This window comes from Clostridium amazonense (assembly GCF_056431285.1).
Window position 1 is genome coordinate 798,742 of the sequence record NZ_JBWKMH010000033.1, and the last position, 19,064, is coordinate 817,805.

15 protein-coding genes are annotated in these 19,064 nt (G+C 25.8%); 3 read left to right on the forward strand and 12 right to left on the reverse strand.

Going from position 1 to position 19,064, the window contains the following annotated elements:
* Positions 1-161 precede the first annotated feature (161 nt).
* Positions 162-1,133: a glycosyltransferase gene (locus tag AC07E4_RS18570; RefSeq protein WP_478217160.1), complete on the reverse strand. Its 972-nt coding sequence runs from the start codon at positions 1,131-1,133 to the stop codon at positions 162-164.
* A gap of 323 nt (positions 1,134-1,456) precedes the next feature.
* Here AC07E4_RS18570 and AC07E4_RS18575 point away from each other — a divergent pair, with 323 nt between their 5' ends.
* Positions 1,457-2,527, forward strand: coding sequence for a glycosyltransferase (locus tag AC07E4_RS18575; protein ID WP_478217161.1), 1,071 nt, complete (start codon positions 1,457-1,459; stop codon positions 2,525-2,527).
* Between the two features lie 8 nt (positions 2,528-2,535).
* Entirely contained in the window at positions 2,536-3,696 is a 1,161-nt protein-coding gene (locus tag AC07E4_RS18580) for a glycosyltransferase (protein WP_478217162.1), read from the forward strand.
* Between the two features lie 22 nt (positions 3,697-3,718).
* On the opposite strand, the gene AC07E4_RS18585 is transcribed toward AC07E4_RS18580, so the two are convergent.
* The 11 genes from AC07E4_RS18585 to AC07E4_RS18635 all read right to left on the reverse strand — a co-directional run bounded on the left by AC07E4_RS18585 (position 3,719) and on the right by AC07E4_RS18635 (position 17,064).
* Entirely contained in the window at positions 3,719-4,840 is a 1,122-nt protein-coding gene (locus tag AC07E4_RS18585) for a glycosyltransferase family protein (RefSeq protein ID WP_478217163.1), read from the reverse strand.
* Between the two features lie 42 nt (positions 4,841-4,882).
* Positions 4,883-5,590 (reverse strand): WecB/TagA/CpsF family glycosyltransferase, encoded by a 708-nt coding sequence (locus tag AC07E4_RS18590; RefSeq protein ID WP_478217164.1) that lies wholly within the window; start codon positions 5,588-5,590, stop codon positions 4,883-4,885.
* Positions 5,590-6,243: a sugar transferase gene (locus AC07E4_RS18595; RefSeq protein WP_430829929.1), complete on the reverse strand. Its 654-nt coding sequence runs from the start codon at positions 6,241-6,243 to the stop codon at positions 5,590-5,592. Before AC07E4_RS18595 ends, AC07E4_RS18590 begins: the two co-directional genes overlap by 1 nt.
* A gap of 103 nt (positions 6,244-6,346) precedes the next feature.
* Complete coding sequence (locus tag AC07E4_RS18600; RefSeq protein ID WP_478217165.1) at positions 6,347-7,612, reverse strand: O-antigen ligase family protein; 1,266 nt, start codon at positions 7,610-7,612, stop codon at positions 6,347-6,349.
* 56 nt (positions 7,613-7,668) lie between these two features.
* Positions 7,669-8,700 (reverse strand): glycosyltransferase family 2 protein, encoded by a 1,032-nt coding sequence (locus AC07E4_RS18605; RefSeq protein WP_478217166.1) that lies wholly within the window; start codon positions 8,698-8,700, stop codon positions 7,669-7,671.
* A gap of 45 nt (positions 8,701-8,745) precedes the next feature.
* On the reverse strand, positions 8,746-10,230 hold the full coding sequence (locus AC07E4_RS18610) for an O-antigen ligase family protein (RefSeq protein WP_478217167.1): 1,485 nt from the start codon (positions 10,228-10,230) through the stop codon (positions 8,746-8,748).
* A 39-nt stretch (positions 10,231-10,269) separates the two neighbouring features.
* A complete protein-coding gene (locus AC07E4_RS18615) occupies positions 10,270-11,016 on the reverse strand; it encodes a DapH/DapD/GlmU-related protein (RefSeq protein WP_478217279.1) in 747 nt (248 codons plus the stop codon).
* Positions 11,017-11,145: 129 nt separating this feature from the next.
* Entirely contained in the window at positions 11,146-12,258 is a 1,113-nt protein-coding gene (locus AC07E4_RS18620; protein ID WP_430829925.1) for a Gfo/Idh/MocA family protein, read from the reverse strand.
* A gap of 97 nt (positions 12,259-12,355) precedes the next feature.
* Positions 12,356-13,675: a nucleotide sugar dehydrogenase gene (locus tag AC07E4_RS18625; protein WP_430829924.1), complete on the reverse strand. Its 1,320-nt coding sequence runs from the start codon at positions 13,673-13,675 to the stop codon at positions 12,356-12,358.
* A 214-nt stretch (positions 13,676-13,889) separates the two neighbouring features.
* Positions 13,890-15,731: a polysaccharide biosynthesis protein gene (locus AC07E4_RS18630; protein ID WP_430829923.1), complete on the reverse strand. Its 1,842-nt coding sequence runs from the start codon at positions 15,729-15,731 to the stop codon at positions 13,890-13,892.
* A gap of 259 nt (positions 15,732-15,990) precedes the next feature.
* Positions 15,991-17,064, reverse strand: coding sequence for a tetratricopeptide repeat protein (locus AC07E4_RS18635; protein ID WP_430829922.1), 1,074 nt, complete (start codon positions 17,062-17,064; stop codon positions 15,991-15,993).
* Between the two features lie 476 nt (positions 17,065-17,540).
* On the opposite strand from AC07E4_RS18635, the gene AC07E4_RS18640 reads away from it, so the two are divergent.
* Positions 17,541-19,031, forward strand: coding sequence for an aminotransferase class I/II-fold pyridoxal phosphate-dependent enzyme (locus AC07E4_RS18640; protein ID WP_430829921.1), 1,491 nt, complete (start codon positions 17,541-17,543; stop codon positions 19,029-19,031).
* The last annotated feature ends 33 nt before the right edge of the window (positions 19,032-19,064 follow it).

Below are 19,064 nucleotides of genomic sequence, written 5' to 3' on the forward strand. Positions count from 1 at the left end.
TTTTTTTATGGTTTATTTATTAATATGATGTAAACAAAATGATTTTTTTTAATATATGTTTTTACTTGATAATTTGAATTTAATTAACATATAAAAAAAAATGATAAGAATGTTTAAAAATCCTTATCATTTTATATTTAAAAAATTTATATTCTAATTTATTAATTTAATTTAGCTCTAATGATATTTATATAAACATCATTATATCGTTTCCAAAACTCTTCTATAGTAAAGTTTTCAAGAACCATTGTTTTTATATTCTTTCCCCATACTTCTAAGTTATTTTTTTTGTCATAGCACTCCAGCATAGCTATATATATATCTTTTTCATTTTGAGAATTAATTATTAAACCATTATTAGGTTTTATCATATTTTCTAAATCTCCAACTTTTGTAGATAGTATGGGTACGCTCATTACTGCCGATTCAATCATTGCTAATGGCGGTGCACCACCTTCACTATATGATGCAATTATAGTTACGTTGCATATTTTTATATAATCACATATATTCTCCACAAACCCTGGCATAATAACATAATCATTTATTTGTAATTCATCTATGATTTTTTTTATATTTTTTAAATTTTCTCCATCACCTAATAACAATAATTTCGATTTTGGATTATCTTTAATAAATTTTGAAAATGCTCTTATTATACTTTCATGATTCTTTATAGGATGAAATCTTGCTATAACTCCAAATACAAACTCATCTTTACCTATTTCAAATTTTTCTCTTATATCTTCATTATTTGATCTTTTTATAAATTTTTCAACATTTATACCATTATTAATTACAGACCTATTACCATTAAAATTTTTTTCTTCTAAAAGTTTTAATAAATTTTCTGATACTGTTACATAATTATCAAAGCTCTTTAACCCAAGTTCACTTAAAGGTGTATACATATAATACTTAATCTTACTATTTAAAAAATCATATCTATAATCACTATGAACTGTAGCTACAGTTTCGCATTTCAATCTATTTTTTATAAATAAATGAATTAAAAATGGTTGAGCTCCATGAAAATTTATTATATCTATGTTGTTATCATTTGCATACTTTACAATTTCCTTATTAAAAACTTTCTTGGGAAATAATTTATACTGTATATTTAAATTTTCCACTTTATTATAAAGATATCCCTCACCTATACAGCCTAATACATTTTCAAAATAAATATTTTCTTCATTACATATACTAAGTACATGTTGAGCACCACCACCATTATCATTTCCTGATATAATATGTAATACTTTAATACTAATCCCCTCCCAAGTTTAACATGTTTTTATAAATATCATCATTTATAAATTATACTACTTTTATAGTAAAGAATAAATTGTATAGTCTCTTTAACATTCATAATTATTGTAGTATAATTTTCATTGAAATGGAAATATATTTATAAATATTCTTAATTTATAATTCAAAATTGGAGGACTTTTAAATGACTAAAATCTGCTATTTATCAGATGCAAATAGCTCTCATACTCAAAAATGGGTTGATTATTTTTCCGATTATTATGATGAAATTCATTTAATATCTATGCGTAAAAGTAATCATAAATATAAATCTAATGTTAAACTTCATATTATAGAACCACCATTCAAAAGTAAATTTTCTTACTTTTTTATAATTAATAAAATTAGAAATTTAATTAAATCAATTAATCCTGATTTAGTTCATAGTCATTATGCAACTAGTTATGGCTTGTATGGAAGATTATGTGGTTTTCATCCATTTATTGTTTCTGTTTGGGGCAGTGATGTTTATGAATTTCCTAAATCAAGTAAACTAAAAGCAAAGTTATTTAATTATATTTTAGATGGTGCTGATGTAATTTGTTCAACAAGCAATGATATGGCAAATGAGATACGCAAATATTACAATAAAAAAGATATTGAAATAACACCTTTTGGTGTTGATACTAATAAATTTAACATACATAATAATATATTATCAAATTCTTATATTACAATCGGTGTTTCTAAGCACTTAAATAGAATTTATGGAATAGATATTTTATTAAAATCTTTTGCTATGCTTATAAAAGAAGTTAATAAAGATATACGACTTTTAATTGTTGGTGATGGTCCAGAACGAAAACCTTTAGAAACCTTATCCCATGAATTAAATATTGCCGATAAAATTACATTTGTAGGTTCTGTAGAGAATAACGATGTTCCAATATATATGAATAAAATGGATATTGTAGCATTACCATCACTTAGTGAAAGCTTTGGTGTCGCTGCACTGGAAGCTGAATCCTGTGGTAGGCCTGTTGTTTGTAGTGATGTTGGTGGCTTAAAAGAAGTAGTTTCTGATTCTAAAACAGGATACATTTTCAAATCAGAAGATATTGTTGATTTAAAAAACAAATTAAAACTTCTAGTTGAAAATGAAGCTTTAATGCACTCGTTTTCTTCTTCTGGAAGAAAATTTGTTTTAGATAATTATGATTGGAAAGATAATGCAAACCATATGCACAACATATATTTAAAATTAATAAAGAAATAGGTGATATTATGAAAAAGCTAAAGGTATTAGTTATTCCAACAACTTATCCTAGTAATCATGAGCCCTTAAGAGGCATATTTTTCAAAAAGCAATCTGAAGCTTTAGCTAAATATTTAGACATTGCAGTTCTAGACTTTGACTTGCTTTCATTAAAAAATTTGAAAAACTATTCTAATATAAAAAAATATTCTTACGAAAATGAAAACAACGTTAAAACTTTTCATTTTAGAGAATTTAATTATGGCTTGAAATTTAAAAACATTGTAAATTCCTTATATAAGATCCATATATATAAATGCTTTGAAAAAGTAATTTCTGAATTTGGTATGCCAGATATAATTCATGCTCATTCAACTTTTTTTGGTGGTTATCTAGCATATTTGATAAGTCAAAAATATAATATACCATATGTTGTTACAGAACACTTTTCCTTTTTTAAAAATTTAGTTGATACAAATCCTGAGATTTGTAAAAATGTATTTAGAAATGCTAGTGAATATATGGCTGTTGGAAATGTTTTAAAAGATGAAGTTGAAAAATATAGTGGTCGTTCTTGCTCTGTTGTACCTAATTATGTAGATTTAACATCTATTAAATCTTCTTCTGTAATAGATGCAATTAAGAACAATGGTAAGTTTAATATTATTAATATATCTCTTTTAAAAGATATAAAAAATATCCCTTTAATTATTAATGCGTTGGATAAATTAATTAATACTTATAATATAAACAACATACACTTTCACTTAATAGGAGACGGTCCAAGCAAATCTTCTATCGAAAATCTAATAACAAAATTAAATTTAAATGATTATTGTACACTTTATGGTATGAAATCAAATGATGAAATCTCTAGTTATCTAAAATCATGTAACTGTCTAGTTATTTCTAGTAAAAAGGAAACATTTTGCGTATCCGGAATAGAAGCTATGTCTTGTGGTCTTCCTGTTATATCTACAAAATGTGGTGGTCCTGAAACATATGTAAATAGTTCTACAGGTATACTAGTTGAAAATAATGATATAGACTCAATGGCAGAAGGCATCCTTAATATAATGAAAAACTATAATAGTTATAATGCTGATGATATTTCTTTATTTGCAGAAAAAAATTTCAGCGAACAAGTTATAACATCTAAATTAATAAAAAAATATAACCAATATGTATAATTTAACATATTGGTTATATTCCTTACTTTATTAATTCTATTAATTTTTTTAAGCCATATTCCCTTGAAAATTTATAAGTATCATCACTTGAATTATTTAAATCCATATTTTTCATAGAGTCAAGGGCTCTTCTAATGTCATCTTCACTATTGATACTCCAAAATACATTTTTTAAATCCTTTGTTATATTATGTATGTTACCTTCTTTTGTATTACCTTCTGTTAATATATATACTGACTTTTTTAATCCAATATAATCAAATATTTTAGTAGTTGATTCAAACTTATCTCCATGTGTAAATATAACCCCTACACTTGAATCTTTTATGTCCTTCATTGCTTCAATATAAGACTTTGCATCTTCTATAAAAATATTGTTAATATTAAAGTACTTTTCAAATATTTTACAATCAGTTCCTATGTATTTAAATTCAAATCTATCTTTATAGTCATCACTTATAATAACATCAATTAATTTACTTATATTGAAATTGTTATATACTTTCCCTGCATAAATTAATCGTATTTTATTATTATCCTTTTTAATATTTTCTTCTAAAACAAAATTAATTATATTCTCTTCATACCCATTTTCTATAACTTTTAATTTTTTTTCATCCTCACAACTTAATATACTCTTACAATATTCATTTACTGTTACAGCATAATCTGCATATTTTATAAATTTTTTTTCAAAATGTTCTTTTATAGTATTTTTTATTTTACTGCTTCCAAATCTAGGATTATTAGCAAAAGGATCCCTAAAGTCTAATAAAATTCTACATCCAAATCTATTTTTAAGGTATTTTCCTATTTCAAAATGCATAAAAGGTCCACCACTGATAATAACTACATCATATTTAGGTAAATCAAAATTATTTTCAAAAAATGTTAGCAAGTCATTTTTCCAAGTTATTCCTTCATCCTTTATTACCTTTTTTAACATAGAACCTTTTCCAGTATTTTTTACATAGTAAACTTTATTTATATAATCATATTCATTTTTTTGTTCTATTGCTGTTACAACATCACATTGTATTGAATTATCTATTCTATTAATATTTTTTGCCCAATAAGATACCCTTTTAGCTCCAACTGTACTATATGGTTCAAAGAAATATGATATAAATAAAACTTGTTTCATATTTTCACCTTCATTCATAACTTTAAGTTCTTTATAAAATTACTATTTCTCTTTTATTACTTTGAATAAAAATTTAGGTATTACTACTAATCTTGAAATTCTTTTAGGATCTTTAATAGTTCTATATACCCATTCCATTCCGCAATTTATCATCCATTTAGGTGCTCTCTTTGTTTTTCCTGAGATTGTATCAAAGCTTCCTCCAACACCCATATATATACTACAAGGTAGTCTATTAATATATTTCATTATAAATAATTCTTGTCTTGGTGCTCCCATAGCTATAAATAATGCATATGGATTTTTTTCTTCTATATCTTTTACTATATCCTCACAATTTTCCATATCAAAATATCCATTGTGTTTTCCACATACATTTATTCCTGGATATTTTATCTTTAATACATCCTCACATTTGTCAACAACTTCTTGTGAAGCACCAAGTAAGTATATTGATCTATTAGTTACTGAACACTTTTTTACTATTTTCTCCATGACTTCAACACCTGCAATTTTTTCTTTTACAGGATTTTTTACAATTTTTGAAGCTATAACTGTCCCTATACCATCTGGAATTATAATTGACTTCTCATCATTAAATAGACTTAATATTTTTTCATCATGTAATCCTAAATTTAAAATTTCTGGGTTACCTGAAACAATATTAACTTTATTCATAGAAAATACTTTTTCTATAAGTTCATCTTGGGTTTCTGAAAATATGTCATAGTTAAATAACTTTGACCCCATTAAAATGCCCCCTCACTTTTAAACACTTTAACAACTGTATCAAATAATATTTTAATGTCTAGCCAAATAGAAAAATTTTTTATATATGTTAAATCATAATATACTGTTTTTCCAAGTTCTATTTCGCCTCTACCATTCGTTTGTGCAAGACCAGTAATACCAGGTAAAACTAGTAATCTCTGATAATAGCTTTCAGGATAAAACTTTACTATGTCAGGTATCTCAGGTCTAGGTCCAACTAAGCTCATATCACCTTTTAACACATTAAATAGTTGTGGTATTTCGTCTAAACTAGTTTTTCTTAAAAATGCACCTGATTTAGTTATTCTATTATCAGATTTACTTTGAAAAACAAAATTATCCATATCCTCTGGGTTTATATCTAATTCTCTTTTAGCTTCTGCATTTATAACCATAGTTCTAAACTTATAAATAGTAAAATTCTTTCCATCTTTTCCAACTCTAATTTGTTTAAACACAGCTGGTCCTTTAGAATCTAGCTTTATCCATATCCAAAGTATTAAAAATATTGGTGACAATACCACTATTCCTATTAAAGATAATATTATATCAAAAATTCTTTTCACAAAAAATTGTACTGATTTTCCTCTTATTTCACTATAAACATCAATTTTTATATCTTTAGCATCCATTATACTCCTCCATCTACTGTTATATATTGTTCTATTTACATTTTAGAATTAAATTTATACATTATTAATATTATCCTAAATTTTAATTTATAATTCTATAGTTTTACTTTTTATCTATATTTATTTTTTCATTAAATAAAATACTTTCTGCTAATGCTATAAATAGCCAAAAATAAGTTGTTGTTTGTGGTGAAAAAAATAAATTATCTAATAAATTCATTGCTAAGAAAGCAACAATAGATGCCATTACCCCCATAAAAAATAGTTTATACATTTTATCTTCTGTATTTTTATATACCTTTATAACATTTTTAATAGATGCTATTATTACCAATAGAAATGTAACTATCCCTAGTATACCTAATTCACTTTGTACTTTTAAGTATGAATTATGACTACTAAATCTATGATAATCACCATATGCTAACTCTGGATATTTTAAAACATATTCATCATACAATGCCACATAATTGCCATTTCCAACTCCCTTTATAGGATGTTCTTTTATCATTTTTATTGCTACTTTCCATAATTTTATTCTTGGATCATTTAAAACAGATTCTTTAATATTTAAAAACCTGTTGGATAAAGACTTATCTAAAAAGAATACTGGAATACATAAAATAAACACAGCTACTATTTTATAGTTATATAAAATAGCTAAAATTAAAAGTCCTATCATAAATCCAACTGTAGCATTTCTTGATCCTGTTAATAGTATATTAACAATCATTAATAACGATATTGCCACATAGAATGCTTTTTTCTTTTTATTACATTCATCAAAAACAAGCATAAATATTGGGAAAAAGCTTAATACTAAATATGCACCTAATCCATTAGGATTTTCCATTGTTGCTGTAATACGAGTTCCTTGTTCAGATATAAACGTAGGATTTAATCCAACTTTTGTAAAATACTGAATGATCCCATATATGCATAAAATAGTTGTTGTTCCTATAAAACATTTTATTATATTTTTAATATTTTTCTTTTCTTTGATTTCATATTTTATAATGAATATTAAACCTATATATGTTATAAATCTCACAGCTTCCTTTATTGCTAAAGCTCTTTCTGTTGCATAGGTTGTAGATATCAGCATCAGTATTGTTAATATTACCAATACCGCCCCTAAAAATGAAGTTATAAAATTTTTTATATTTAAATATAAATTTTTTCTATTTTCTTTATTTATTAATGAATAGATAACAAAAATTAAAATAGTAGATATTAATATAATATCTGGTAATTTACCTACTATACCCATTTTATCATTTATAATAGGTAACGTTATTACATACACACAAATTAAATAATACAATATTTTAGATATTTTATTCATATTACCACCAACTTCTATAAACATTGAAAGTGCCCATACTTAAAGCAAGGGCGCTTAATTATACAAATATCCTTAATTTATTATCTTGAAGTTTTCATATTTTTATCTATTTTCTTATTTGACTTTAATAAATAAAAATTTATTAATCCATCTAAAAAACCTATTCCATAACTAAAATGTAATATTGGAAAAACTATAGGAATATATTTCAAAAGTTTTCTTTTTCCTTTAGTAAGTTTAAGTGAAGAAACCAAATCTCCTATAATATATAAGCCTAAAACTACCATCCAAATATAAAATATAGGTTTAAATAAAAAGCTTAATATAGCTGCTCCTATATTTCCAAGTACAAAAGCCATTGGTACTAAATGTCTTACAGATGGTGTTCTTCCATGTTTCTGCATAACTCTAACTTTCCAAAAACCATATTGAAAGTATTGTCTCCATAATTTTTTAAATGAACCTCTACTATAATATGTAGCTTTAATTTCTGGAGATAATAATATTTTATATCCTCCTTTAGTAACCCTAAAGTTTATTTCGTCATCTTGATTTCTAACTAATTCATCATCAAAATATCCAATATCATCCAAAACTTCTCTTTTATATCCACCAAAAGCAACAGTATCAACATACATTTCTTCCGTTGCATATCTAAATAATGCATTTCCTACACCAAATGGTGAACTCATTGCTAATGCAATAGCTTTTCCTTTATCATTTTCACTTATAGTTTCTAAAGTTCCACCTACACAACCAATTTCATCATTTCTATATAATAACTTCATGTTATTTTTTATAAAATTACTATCTGCATATGCATGTGCTCCAAATATTATTATACTTTTTGCTTTACTATATCTAATTCCCTCATTCATAGCTTTAGGTGCAGTTAATCCTTTATTATCTACTAAGTGTACATTAGCATATTTAGCTTCATATTCTCTTATTATATCTCTTGTGCCATCATCAGACATACCATCACAAACTAAAATTTCATACAATTCCTTAGAATAATTTTGATTTAAAAATGAATCCAAACACTTTGATATATATTTTTTCTCATTTCTACATGGAATTACTACTGAAACATCAATTTTTCTTGTTTCCATATTTTCTCCTCTTCACTTTGATAAAATACTAATTATAAAATTAATTTATTTTAAATACTCTTTTTTATTATATACAACACTGAATGGTAATCCAATCAAAAACCAAAATGGCAAGAATGATACTGCTGAACTAGGACTAAATGCTAATGAAATTGCTATACAACTCCAAGTTAGTACAGTAAATATATTCTTTTTGTTTGATGATTTACTCTTAAGTTGAAGTGTAAATAAATCTATCATCATTGTTATATACATAATTATTACATAACATAACGTAAATATACCAAAGTCACCTAATAATTCAAACCAAAAACTATGTATATTTCCTATTCCATGAGTATTATCCAATTTTAATACATATTGTTCTGTATTTCCTGGACCAAATCCTAGGTAATTTTTTTCTTTGAAAACACCTTGAGTTACATCATACATTAATGTAAATCTAACATTTTCACTTCCGCCACCACCTATTTCAATATCAAAAATAGGTTCCTCAATATCTTCTGTACTTCCACTACTTTTACTTAAAATCAAATTATGCATTGCCTTTGAAACTGGATTATCCATTATTTTTCCATAAAATGGCTTCATTTTAGGGAAAAATGATAATATAAAAAATACAGTTATACCTAATAAAATTAATTTTGTAGATTTTAATAGTATAGATTTTTTTAATTCTCTAATCTTTTCAAATATCCCATTATAAATCATAACAAATAGAATAACTGCTATTAATGTCAACCATGCAATTCTTGATCTAGCAAATATCAGTTCTACTTCTGTTAATATAAATAAGATACATAATTTTTTATCTAGCTTTTTATCATTAGCTTTAAAAACAAGTGTTGTAATTATAGTTGTCATACCAATTACTGAAACAACAGCAAAATTATTAGGATTATAATAAAATAATTTTGGAATCCATTTTATATAATAATCATAAAAATTCATATCAGCATAAACGTTACTTAAGCCTGTTTTCAATCCCATCATTTCTAGCAGTGTTAAAAAAACTATTCCTACAAAAATACTTAAAAATATTTTCATAGTCTTATTTAGTTTTTCATTTGTCTTATTATACATAGCTAAAACTACTATTAAGCCCATAGCTACATAATATTTTTTTAAAAGGAACTTTAAAGCTACTCCTTTATTATCTGCTATAAAAAAGCTTAATGTAATATATACTACAAATACAATAAAAAATATACTATATTTATTTATAATGCTTTTTACATTAAATTTATAATTTGCATTTTGCGAATTATCCCTATAATTTTTAACAAATAATATTAAGAACATTAATATAGCAAAAGAAATATTAATTTGCGTTCCCATAGTGTTAAATGAAAACAGTATGCACATGTTATATGCTAATTCAAGTGCATCATCCGAAAATTTATAATATATTAGTACCAAATACATTGCAGAAAATAAATGTACAACAAATATACTTGGAGTTCTAATAAAGTTAATAAATATTAAAACAAAAAATAATATGAAGAGAAATTTTTTATTATTTATTTTCATTACTTTCCTCCTATAAAATAAATATAATTTTGTTATACATTATTGATTTTTTAAAAGTTGATCTTCTGGAACATCTCGGAATACTTTTGATGGATTTCCTACCATTATTTTTTCTTTTATTGCATCTTTAGTTAAAACACACCCAGCTGCGACAAAAGCATCTTCTTCTATTGTCTTTCCTGGTAATATAACTGCACCTGCACCAATTCTTCCACCTTTTTTTACTGTTACGCCCTTAAATTTTCCAAATCTTTCTTTAGAACGTGCTGCATAATTATCATTTGATGTTGTAACACAAGGTGCAATAAACACATTATCTTCTACTTCTGAATAAGCAGTTATATAAACATTGGTTTGTATTTTACAATTATTTCCTACGGTACAGAAATTTTCAACTGTTGTCCCTCTTCCAATTACTGTTTTCTCACCTATTTTTACATTTTCTCTTATAGTAGCAACATCTGCTATTAATGTTTTATTTCCAATAGTACATCCTGTATAAATTATAACATTAGCACCAATTAAACATTCATTACTTATATGAGCTGGTTCTAACTTATCTTCATCTTTAAATATACTATTAACACCTCTCATAGGTAACTTACCTATAACAGTATTATCATCAATCCTTACATTATCTCCCACAATAGTTCCACTATGGATTATCACGTTATGTCCTATCTTGCAATTATTTCCTATAACTACTTCATCTTCAATAACTGAAAATCTTCCTATCTCTACATTATCTCCAATTTTACTTTTATCAGAAATATAATTCATAATTATTTCTCTCCTTTTTCCTTTAAAGAAATATAATTTTATATTAGCCATTAGAGGACCAAAATTATAACGTATATATTACAATATCTTGGTCCTCATTAAAATAATTTAATTATATTATTTTCATATATAGATTTATTTCACGTTGTGTATTTTAGATACATTCTCCATATCTGTACTAGCGAAATCTTCCATAGGGAATTTTACTGGCATTCCTGTTAATCTAGATTTGTAAGCAGCTAATATTATTTCCATAGCTTTTTTACCTTGCTCTCCACTAACTAATGGCTCAGTTCCATTGTTTATTGCATCTATGACATTTTTAAATAGTGCTGTATGACCTGCGCCATAAACATTATCAACTTCACCTGATGCTTCTTTTATTACATCTTCTTCTAATTCTTTTTCGTCTTCAAATCTCCAAGTTTCTATTTTATTAACAGCCATTCCACCTATGCAAACTGCTGCTTTTTCTCCAAATATACTTAAAGTTTCTTCTAAATTCTTAGGGAATACACATGCACTACCTTCTACTATTCCTATAGCACCATTTTTAAATCTTATTAGTATAGCACCAAAATCTTCTGCTTCTATATCTCTTAGGAATGTATCACATTGTGCATAAACAGTATCTACTTCTCCACCTAACATCCATTGAAGTAAATCTATATTGTGTATACATTGATTCATTAATGTACCACCATCTTGAGCCCATGTTCCTCTCCAAGGTGCTTGCTCGTAATATCCCATATTTCTATTCCATAAGATTCTTGCAGTTCCATTTACTAGTCTACCAAATCTATTTTCTTCTATAGCACTTCTTAACTTTTGTATTGGTGCATTAAATCTGTTTTGATGAGATATAGATAATGTAACATTATTTTTCTTAGCTACTGCTATCATTTCATCTGCATCTTTAACTGAAAGAGCCATTGGTTTTTCAACTATTACACTTAATCCTTTGTTCATGCAATATATAGCTATTTCAGGATGATATCCACTTTCAGTTGCTATGTATGCAATATCTATTTCTACTTCATCTAACATTTTTTTATAATCCGTATAAACCTTAACATCACATTCACAATTCATACTTTTTATATATTCATCTTTTTTAGCTATTGCTTTTTCTTCTACTACATCACAAGTTGCTACTAATTTAGCTTCATCTTTATTGTTTACTATTGCTTCTATACCTTTATAAGATATTCTTCCACAACCTATTACCGCAAATTTAAATTGTTTCATAAAGTTTCCTCCTCGAATAACAAAATTATTTTAAACTCTTTAAAGATGAAGCACATAGATTTTCAACTATGTGCCCCTCTCTAAATAAAAAATAATATTATAATTTATTTATTTTATGTCTATTGTTCTTAACATTTTTAGTTGCATTTCTAGTATCATATAGCAAAGTAGCCTTTTCTACTATTTTTTCATAATCATAGCAACTATGATCTGTAGTTATAAGAACTATATCAGCACTTTCTATTTCTTTTTCCCATTCAACAGAAATATATTCTTTACCTTTATGTTTGAATGAAGGAATATATGGATCATTTACAAGAACATTAGCACCTTTTTTCTCTAATAGTTCTAATACTTTTAAAGTTGGTGATTCTCTCATATCATCTATATCTTTCTTATATGCTGCACCCATAACTAGTACTTTAGCTCCATTAAGTGCCTTTTTATCTCCATTTAATAAGTTCATTACATTATCTATAACAAATTCAGGCATAGAGTCATTAATTATTCCTGAAGTTTCTATTAATTGAGTATGATAGTCATATTCCTTTGCTTTCCACTCTAAATAGAAAGGATCTAGTGGTATACAGTGTCCACCTAGTCCTGGACCTGGATAGAATGCCATAAAACCATATGGTTTTGTTTTAGCTGCATCTATAACTTCCCAAACATCTATACCCATTCTCTTACATAGTATTGCCATTTCATTAGCTAATGCTATATTTATATTTCTAAATGTATTCTCTAGGATTTTTTCCATTTCAGCAACAGCTGGACATGAAACTTCCATTATATCTCCCTCTAATACATTTCTATAAAGTTGTGCTGCAACTTCTGTACAACCAGTTGTGCATCCACCTACAACTTTTGGAGTATTTTTAGTATTATATTCTTTATTACCTGGATCAACTCTTTCTGGTGAAAATGCTAAGAAGAAATCTTCTCCACATTTTAATCCTGTTTCTTCTAATATTGGTTTTATAACTTCCTCAGTTGTTCCTGGATATGTAGTACTTTCTAAAACAACTAACATGCCTTTATGTAAATATTTAGCTACGCTTTTTGTTGAATTAACAACATATGATAAGTCTGGTTGTTTATATAAATCTAATGGTGTTGGAACTGCTATACATACAGTATCAACTTCTGAAACAAAACTAAAATCTGTAGTTGCTTTTAATTTTCCATCTTTAACTAATTGTGCTAAATCTGTGTCAACAACATCTCCTATATAGTTTTTTCCTTCATTAACCATTTCAACTTTCTGATCTTGAACATCAAAACCAATTACATTATATCCTGCTTTAGCTTTTTCTACTGCTAAAGGTAACCCAACATAACCAAGTCCTACAACTCCTAATTTAGCAGTTTTATTTTTTAATTTTAATAAAAGTTCTTCTCTTAATTCCTTTGACATTTTGCTTCCTCCTAATAAAGTTACCTCATTATTTAATCTTCAATCTCAATTGAATTATATAATTATTTGCTAATTATATAATTCAATTGATTATTCTTAAATTTAAGTAATTTACAGCAACTTTAATTTTTAATATTACATTGTTATAACATATAATATTTTATTATTTGATAATAATAATCTATATATTCTCTCATTAGACCAACAATTTTATTTAAATATCTTTTCTTTTGTATGTTGGAACTTTTTGAGATAATAATGACACTACATCTTCTTTTTCTCTATTTTGTACTTTTTTAAATTCTTCTATAGATTGCTCTATAAATTTTATATCTATCTCCATAGGCTTTTCTACAAAAATCTTTTTATGTCCAGTAGATGTTAAAGCTATCTCATCCATTAAAAGCTCTTCGTAAAGTTTTTCGCCTGGTCTCAATCCTATGCATTCAATTTTTATATCAACATCTGGTTGTAATCCTGATAAACTTATTAAATCTCTAGCTAAATCTGCAATTTTAACAGGCTTACCCATATCTAATACAAATATTTCTCCACCTTTAGCCATACCACCTGCTTGGATAACAAGTTGTGCTGCTTCTGGTATTGTCATGAAAAATCTAGTTATATCTGGATGAGTAAGAGTAATTGGTCCACCACTAGCTATTTGATCTTTAAATAATGGAATTACTGAACCATTACTTCCAAGTACATTTCCAAATCTAACTGCTACAAATTCTGTTTTACTAACTTTATCAAAAGCTTGAATTATAAGTTCACAAAATCTTTTAGTGGCACCCATAACATTAGTTGGATTAACAGCTTTATCTGTACTTATTTGAACAAATTTCTTTACATTAAATTCATCACAGCATTTTGCTAAATTATAAGTACCTATTATATTATTTTTTATAGCTTCATTTGGATTAGCTTCCATAAGTGGTACATGTTTGTGTGCCGCAGCATGAAAAACTACTTCTGGTTTATACTGTGTAAAAATTTCTTTTAATCTTACAACATCTCTTATTGAAGCTATAATTACTTTTTTGTTTTGTTCTGGGTGATTTCTATTTAACTCCATTTCCAAGTCATAAGCATTATTCTCATATATATCAAGTATAATAAGTAAACTTGGATTAAACTTAACTATTTGTCTGCAAAGTTCTGAACCTATTGATCCACCACCGCCAGTAACTAAAACTACTCTATTTTTTATATATTTATCAATGTTCTTACTATCTAATTTTATAGGCTCTCTTCCTAACAAATCTTCTATATTTACATCTCTTAATTGTCCCATACTAAAATTGTTATCGATAAACTCATATACTCCTGGAACTGTTTTTAACTTACATTTAGTTTCCTTACATATATTCAAAATTTCTTTTTTGTCATGTAACTCAACTGAAGGCATAGCCAATATTATTTCCTTAACATCTTCCTCTTTACATATATCTAGAATAGAATCTCTTCCACCTAATACTTTTATACCATTTATTCTTTTGCCTGTCTTTTCTTCATTATCATCAATTATCCCTACTATGTTGTAACTTAAATCAGGATGTTTTCTTACTTCTTTAATTATTAATGCTCCTGCATCTCCTGCTCCAACAAGTAATGTGTTGATTTTATTCTCACATTTTTCTTTTGATTTATCTTTGTTTCCTAATACTCGTAATAAGAATCTTAATCCGCCTAAACTTAATACGCTTAATACCCAGAATATTATATGAACAGCCATAGGAAATCTATAGTACTGTCCTTTTAAAACTGTATAACTAACAAAGTAACTATAAATTACAAATACTATATTAGTTAAACTTACAGAATAAACAATAGAAAACAATTCATCAATAGATGCATATTTCCATATATTATCATACAGTTTAAATATTTTATTAAAAAATATTGTAAATATAACCAAAGGTATTATTGAACTAGCAAAAAACACTTCATACTCATTTGGAATTTTAAAATCAAATTTTAAAAGTAATGCCATATATAATGATAACATTATAAATATGACATCAAATATAATTATTTTTTTATCATTTTTCATAAATTCACTTCCTAAGTCTTTATAAGGTTTAAATATAAATCCTAACAACCTCTCTAAACTATAATATTAAAATATTATTTTTCATTTGTACATTTTTAATTATTCAAATCTCTTTATAATTTTACAACATTTTTTCAATAAATCAACTATTTTTTAAACCTTTTAATACCATTTTATCATTATTGACAGCGTTTTACAGTACTTTTCATACCTTTTATATATATTTAAGACAAGTTTTAATATATAATCATGTATATTTTTATAACTGTACATCCTTTAACATAGACTTTATTTCTTTTAAAACCTCATCATTAGAGTCTAACTTTTCAGCTATTTCTATATGAAGTTTTACTTGTTTTAAATCTCCTATATTTATGTAGCACATAATTAAATTTGTGCATATATCTATAGCTTTTGTAACTTCAAATGCTGCTCTAAAGTACTTTATAGCACTATCATAGTTTCCTAAGGACGCATAGTTTATCCCCATCTCATTTACAACTGAAATATCATCATTATTTATCATTTGTGCTTCATTTAAATAATAAATTGCTTTTTCATAATTCTCAAGCATTCTATTTGCTACCGCTATATAATAGTATATTTCTACTGTATCACTTAACTTATCCATTAATGGCAATAAAATTTTTAAAGCTTCCTTAGGTTCACTATAAACCATTTCTTTTCCTTTGTTATAACTAGTTATAATTTCTAGAGAATCTTTTAATTCTATAACTTCATTTGTTTTCTCACCATTTAAATTTAAATATTCATTTAATGCTACTAATGATAATTTATAATCATTATCTTCTTTTTTAATTATAGCTTCATATAAGTATGGAGTGCTAAATCCTATAATTTTTTTGCATTCATCTATAAGCTTTAATTCTTCTTCTTTAAATACTAATTTTGTGTTTCTTAATGCTTCTAATAGCAAAAATGCTTTATCATAATTAGTGTTTAATTTTTCAACCTTTATTAATCCTTTCAATAAAATATAAGCATCTTCATATTTACTTTCTTTAATATTTTTAAATATGTTTCCCTTTATAAACTTTAAACTTCCATCTATATTCATTACTATATCTTTGTACTCGTTGTTATATTTAAAATTATTGTCACAACCTAGAACAAAAAATATACCTTCTAAAAATAAAGTTATTGGAATGTTTTTTAAGTCATCACCATCTTTTGCTTTTCCAACTACATCTTCACTTTTAACTGGTAAATAAATATTTTCTTTAAATTCATAATTACCTAACTTAGTACCTTTTTTAATTTCTAAAAATAGTATTTTTGATAATTTATCTAATAAATAACTATCTATATTCATATTACACCATCCTAACAATATTATTTATTAAAAGTTTTCTAATTTACAATTTCGTTTAATTAGTATCATTTAACTTATTACTTTTTATGTTTAACATTAAAATAATAAATCATATAAAAAAAAATAACAAGTAAAAACACTTTTTAATATGTTATAAGATAAAATTTATACATATTTATTATATACTTAATATATAATAAATAGATATACATATTTTATATTGCATTTTCTAAATTAATATAAAATATAAATTCATTTATTTTTCATTTTAATATGACTAGGGAAATCTATTGCAATTAAGTTTCTATTATCTTATAATTAATTTGTTTTAAAACTATGAAATAACTTATTAATTAAAAAGCAATAATTAGTATTATTATATACTGTTATGTAATAAATTATATTGCTTGTTTTTTAATTCATGAAATTAATTTAAATAAAATATTTTTAATGTATATAGAAAGAGGGGATATTGGTTGTATAAATTAAATCAACACGAAACACCATTATTTGACGCATTAATGGAATACGTTAATAGAGATACTCTTCCATTTCATGTGCCAGGCCATAAAAAAGGTGTTGGTGCATATAAACAATTTAAAGATTTTATGGGTGAAAACCCTTTTAAAATTGATGTAACTGTATTTAAACTTGTTGATAGTTATCATCATCCAACTGGACCTATAAAAAAAGCTCAAGAATTAGCTGCTGATGCATATGGTTCTGATGCATGTTTCTTTTCAGTTCATGGTACATCTGGCGCAATTCAAGCCATGATACTTTCTGTTGTAGGTGCAGGTGATAAAATTTTAGTTCCTAGAAATGTTCATAAGTCCATTACTGGTGGAATAATACTTGCTGGTGCTATTCCAGTTTATATGCAACCTGAGCTTGATAAAAAAATAGGTGTTGCAAATGGTGTTTCTCCTGAAACTGTTGAAGCTACACTTAAAGCTAATCCAGATGCTAAAGCTGTATTAATAATAAACCCTACATATTATGGTGTTGCAACTGATATAGAAAAAATTAGTAATATCGTTCATTCTTATGATATACCACTAATTGTTGATGAGGCTCATGGACCTCACTTAAACTTTAATGACAAATTACCTATGTCAGCAATGGAAGCTGGTGCAGATATATGTGCACAAAGTACACATAAAATAATAGGTGCTTTAACTCAAGCTTCATTACTTCATGTTAATTCTAAAAGAATTAATATAGGCAGAGTTAGACAGGTTATAAATTTAATGCATACTACCTCTCCTTCATATATACTTATGGCTTCTCTAGATACAGCTAGAAAGCAAATAGCATTAGAAGGTAAAGAACTATTAGACAAAACTATAGAACTTTCAAATTATGTTAGAGATGAAGTTAATAAGATTCCTGGATTTTATTGCTTTGGTGAAGAAATACTTGGCAAGCCTGGAGCATATGCTTTTGACCCAACCAAAATCACTATAACTTGCAGAGATTTAGGTATAACTGGATATGATTTAGATATGATATTATCTAACAAATATCATATTCAAATGGAATTATCTGATCTATACAATGTATTAATTGTTGGATCATTTGGCGATACTGAAGAAGGAATGAATAAATTACTTGATGCCCTAAAAGAAATAAGTGACGAATACTATGGAAAAGGAATAAAAAAAGCGGACTTTATAGATATTCCTGAAATACCAGAGCAAATTCAAATTCCTAGTGAAGCTTTCAACAGTGTAAATACTGCTGTTAAAATTTCAGATAGTGTAGGAATGATAAGTGGAGAATTTTTAATGGCTTACCCTCCTGGAATTCCTGTATTATGTCCTGGTGAAAAAATCACTAAAGAAATAGTTGACTATGTTCAAAAATTAAAAGATACTGGTTTATATGTTCAAGGAACAGAAGATCCAAATGTTGAATATATAAAGGTTGTTAAAGAAGAAGATGCTGTATACATTGATGTAAATTAATATAAAAAATACCATGTGAATATAATTCACATG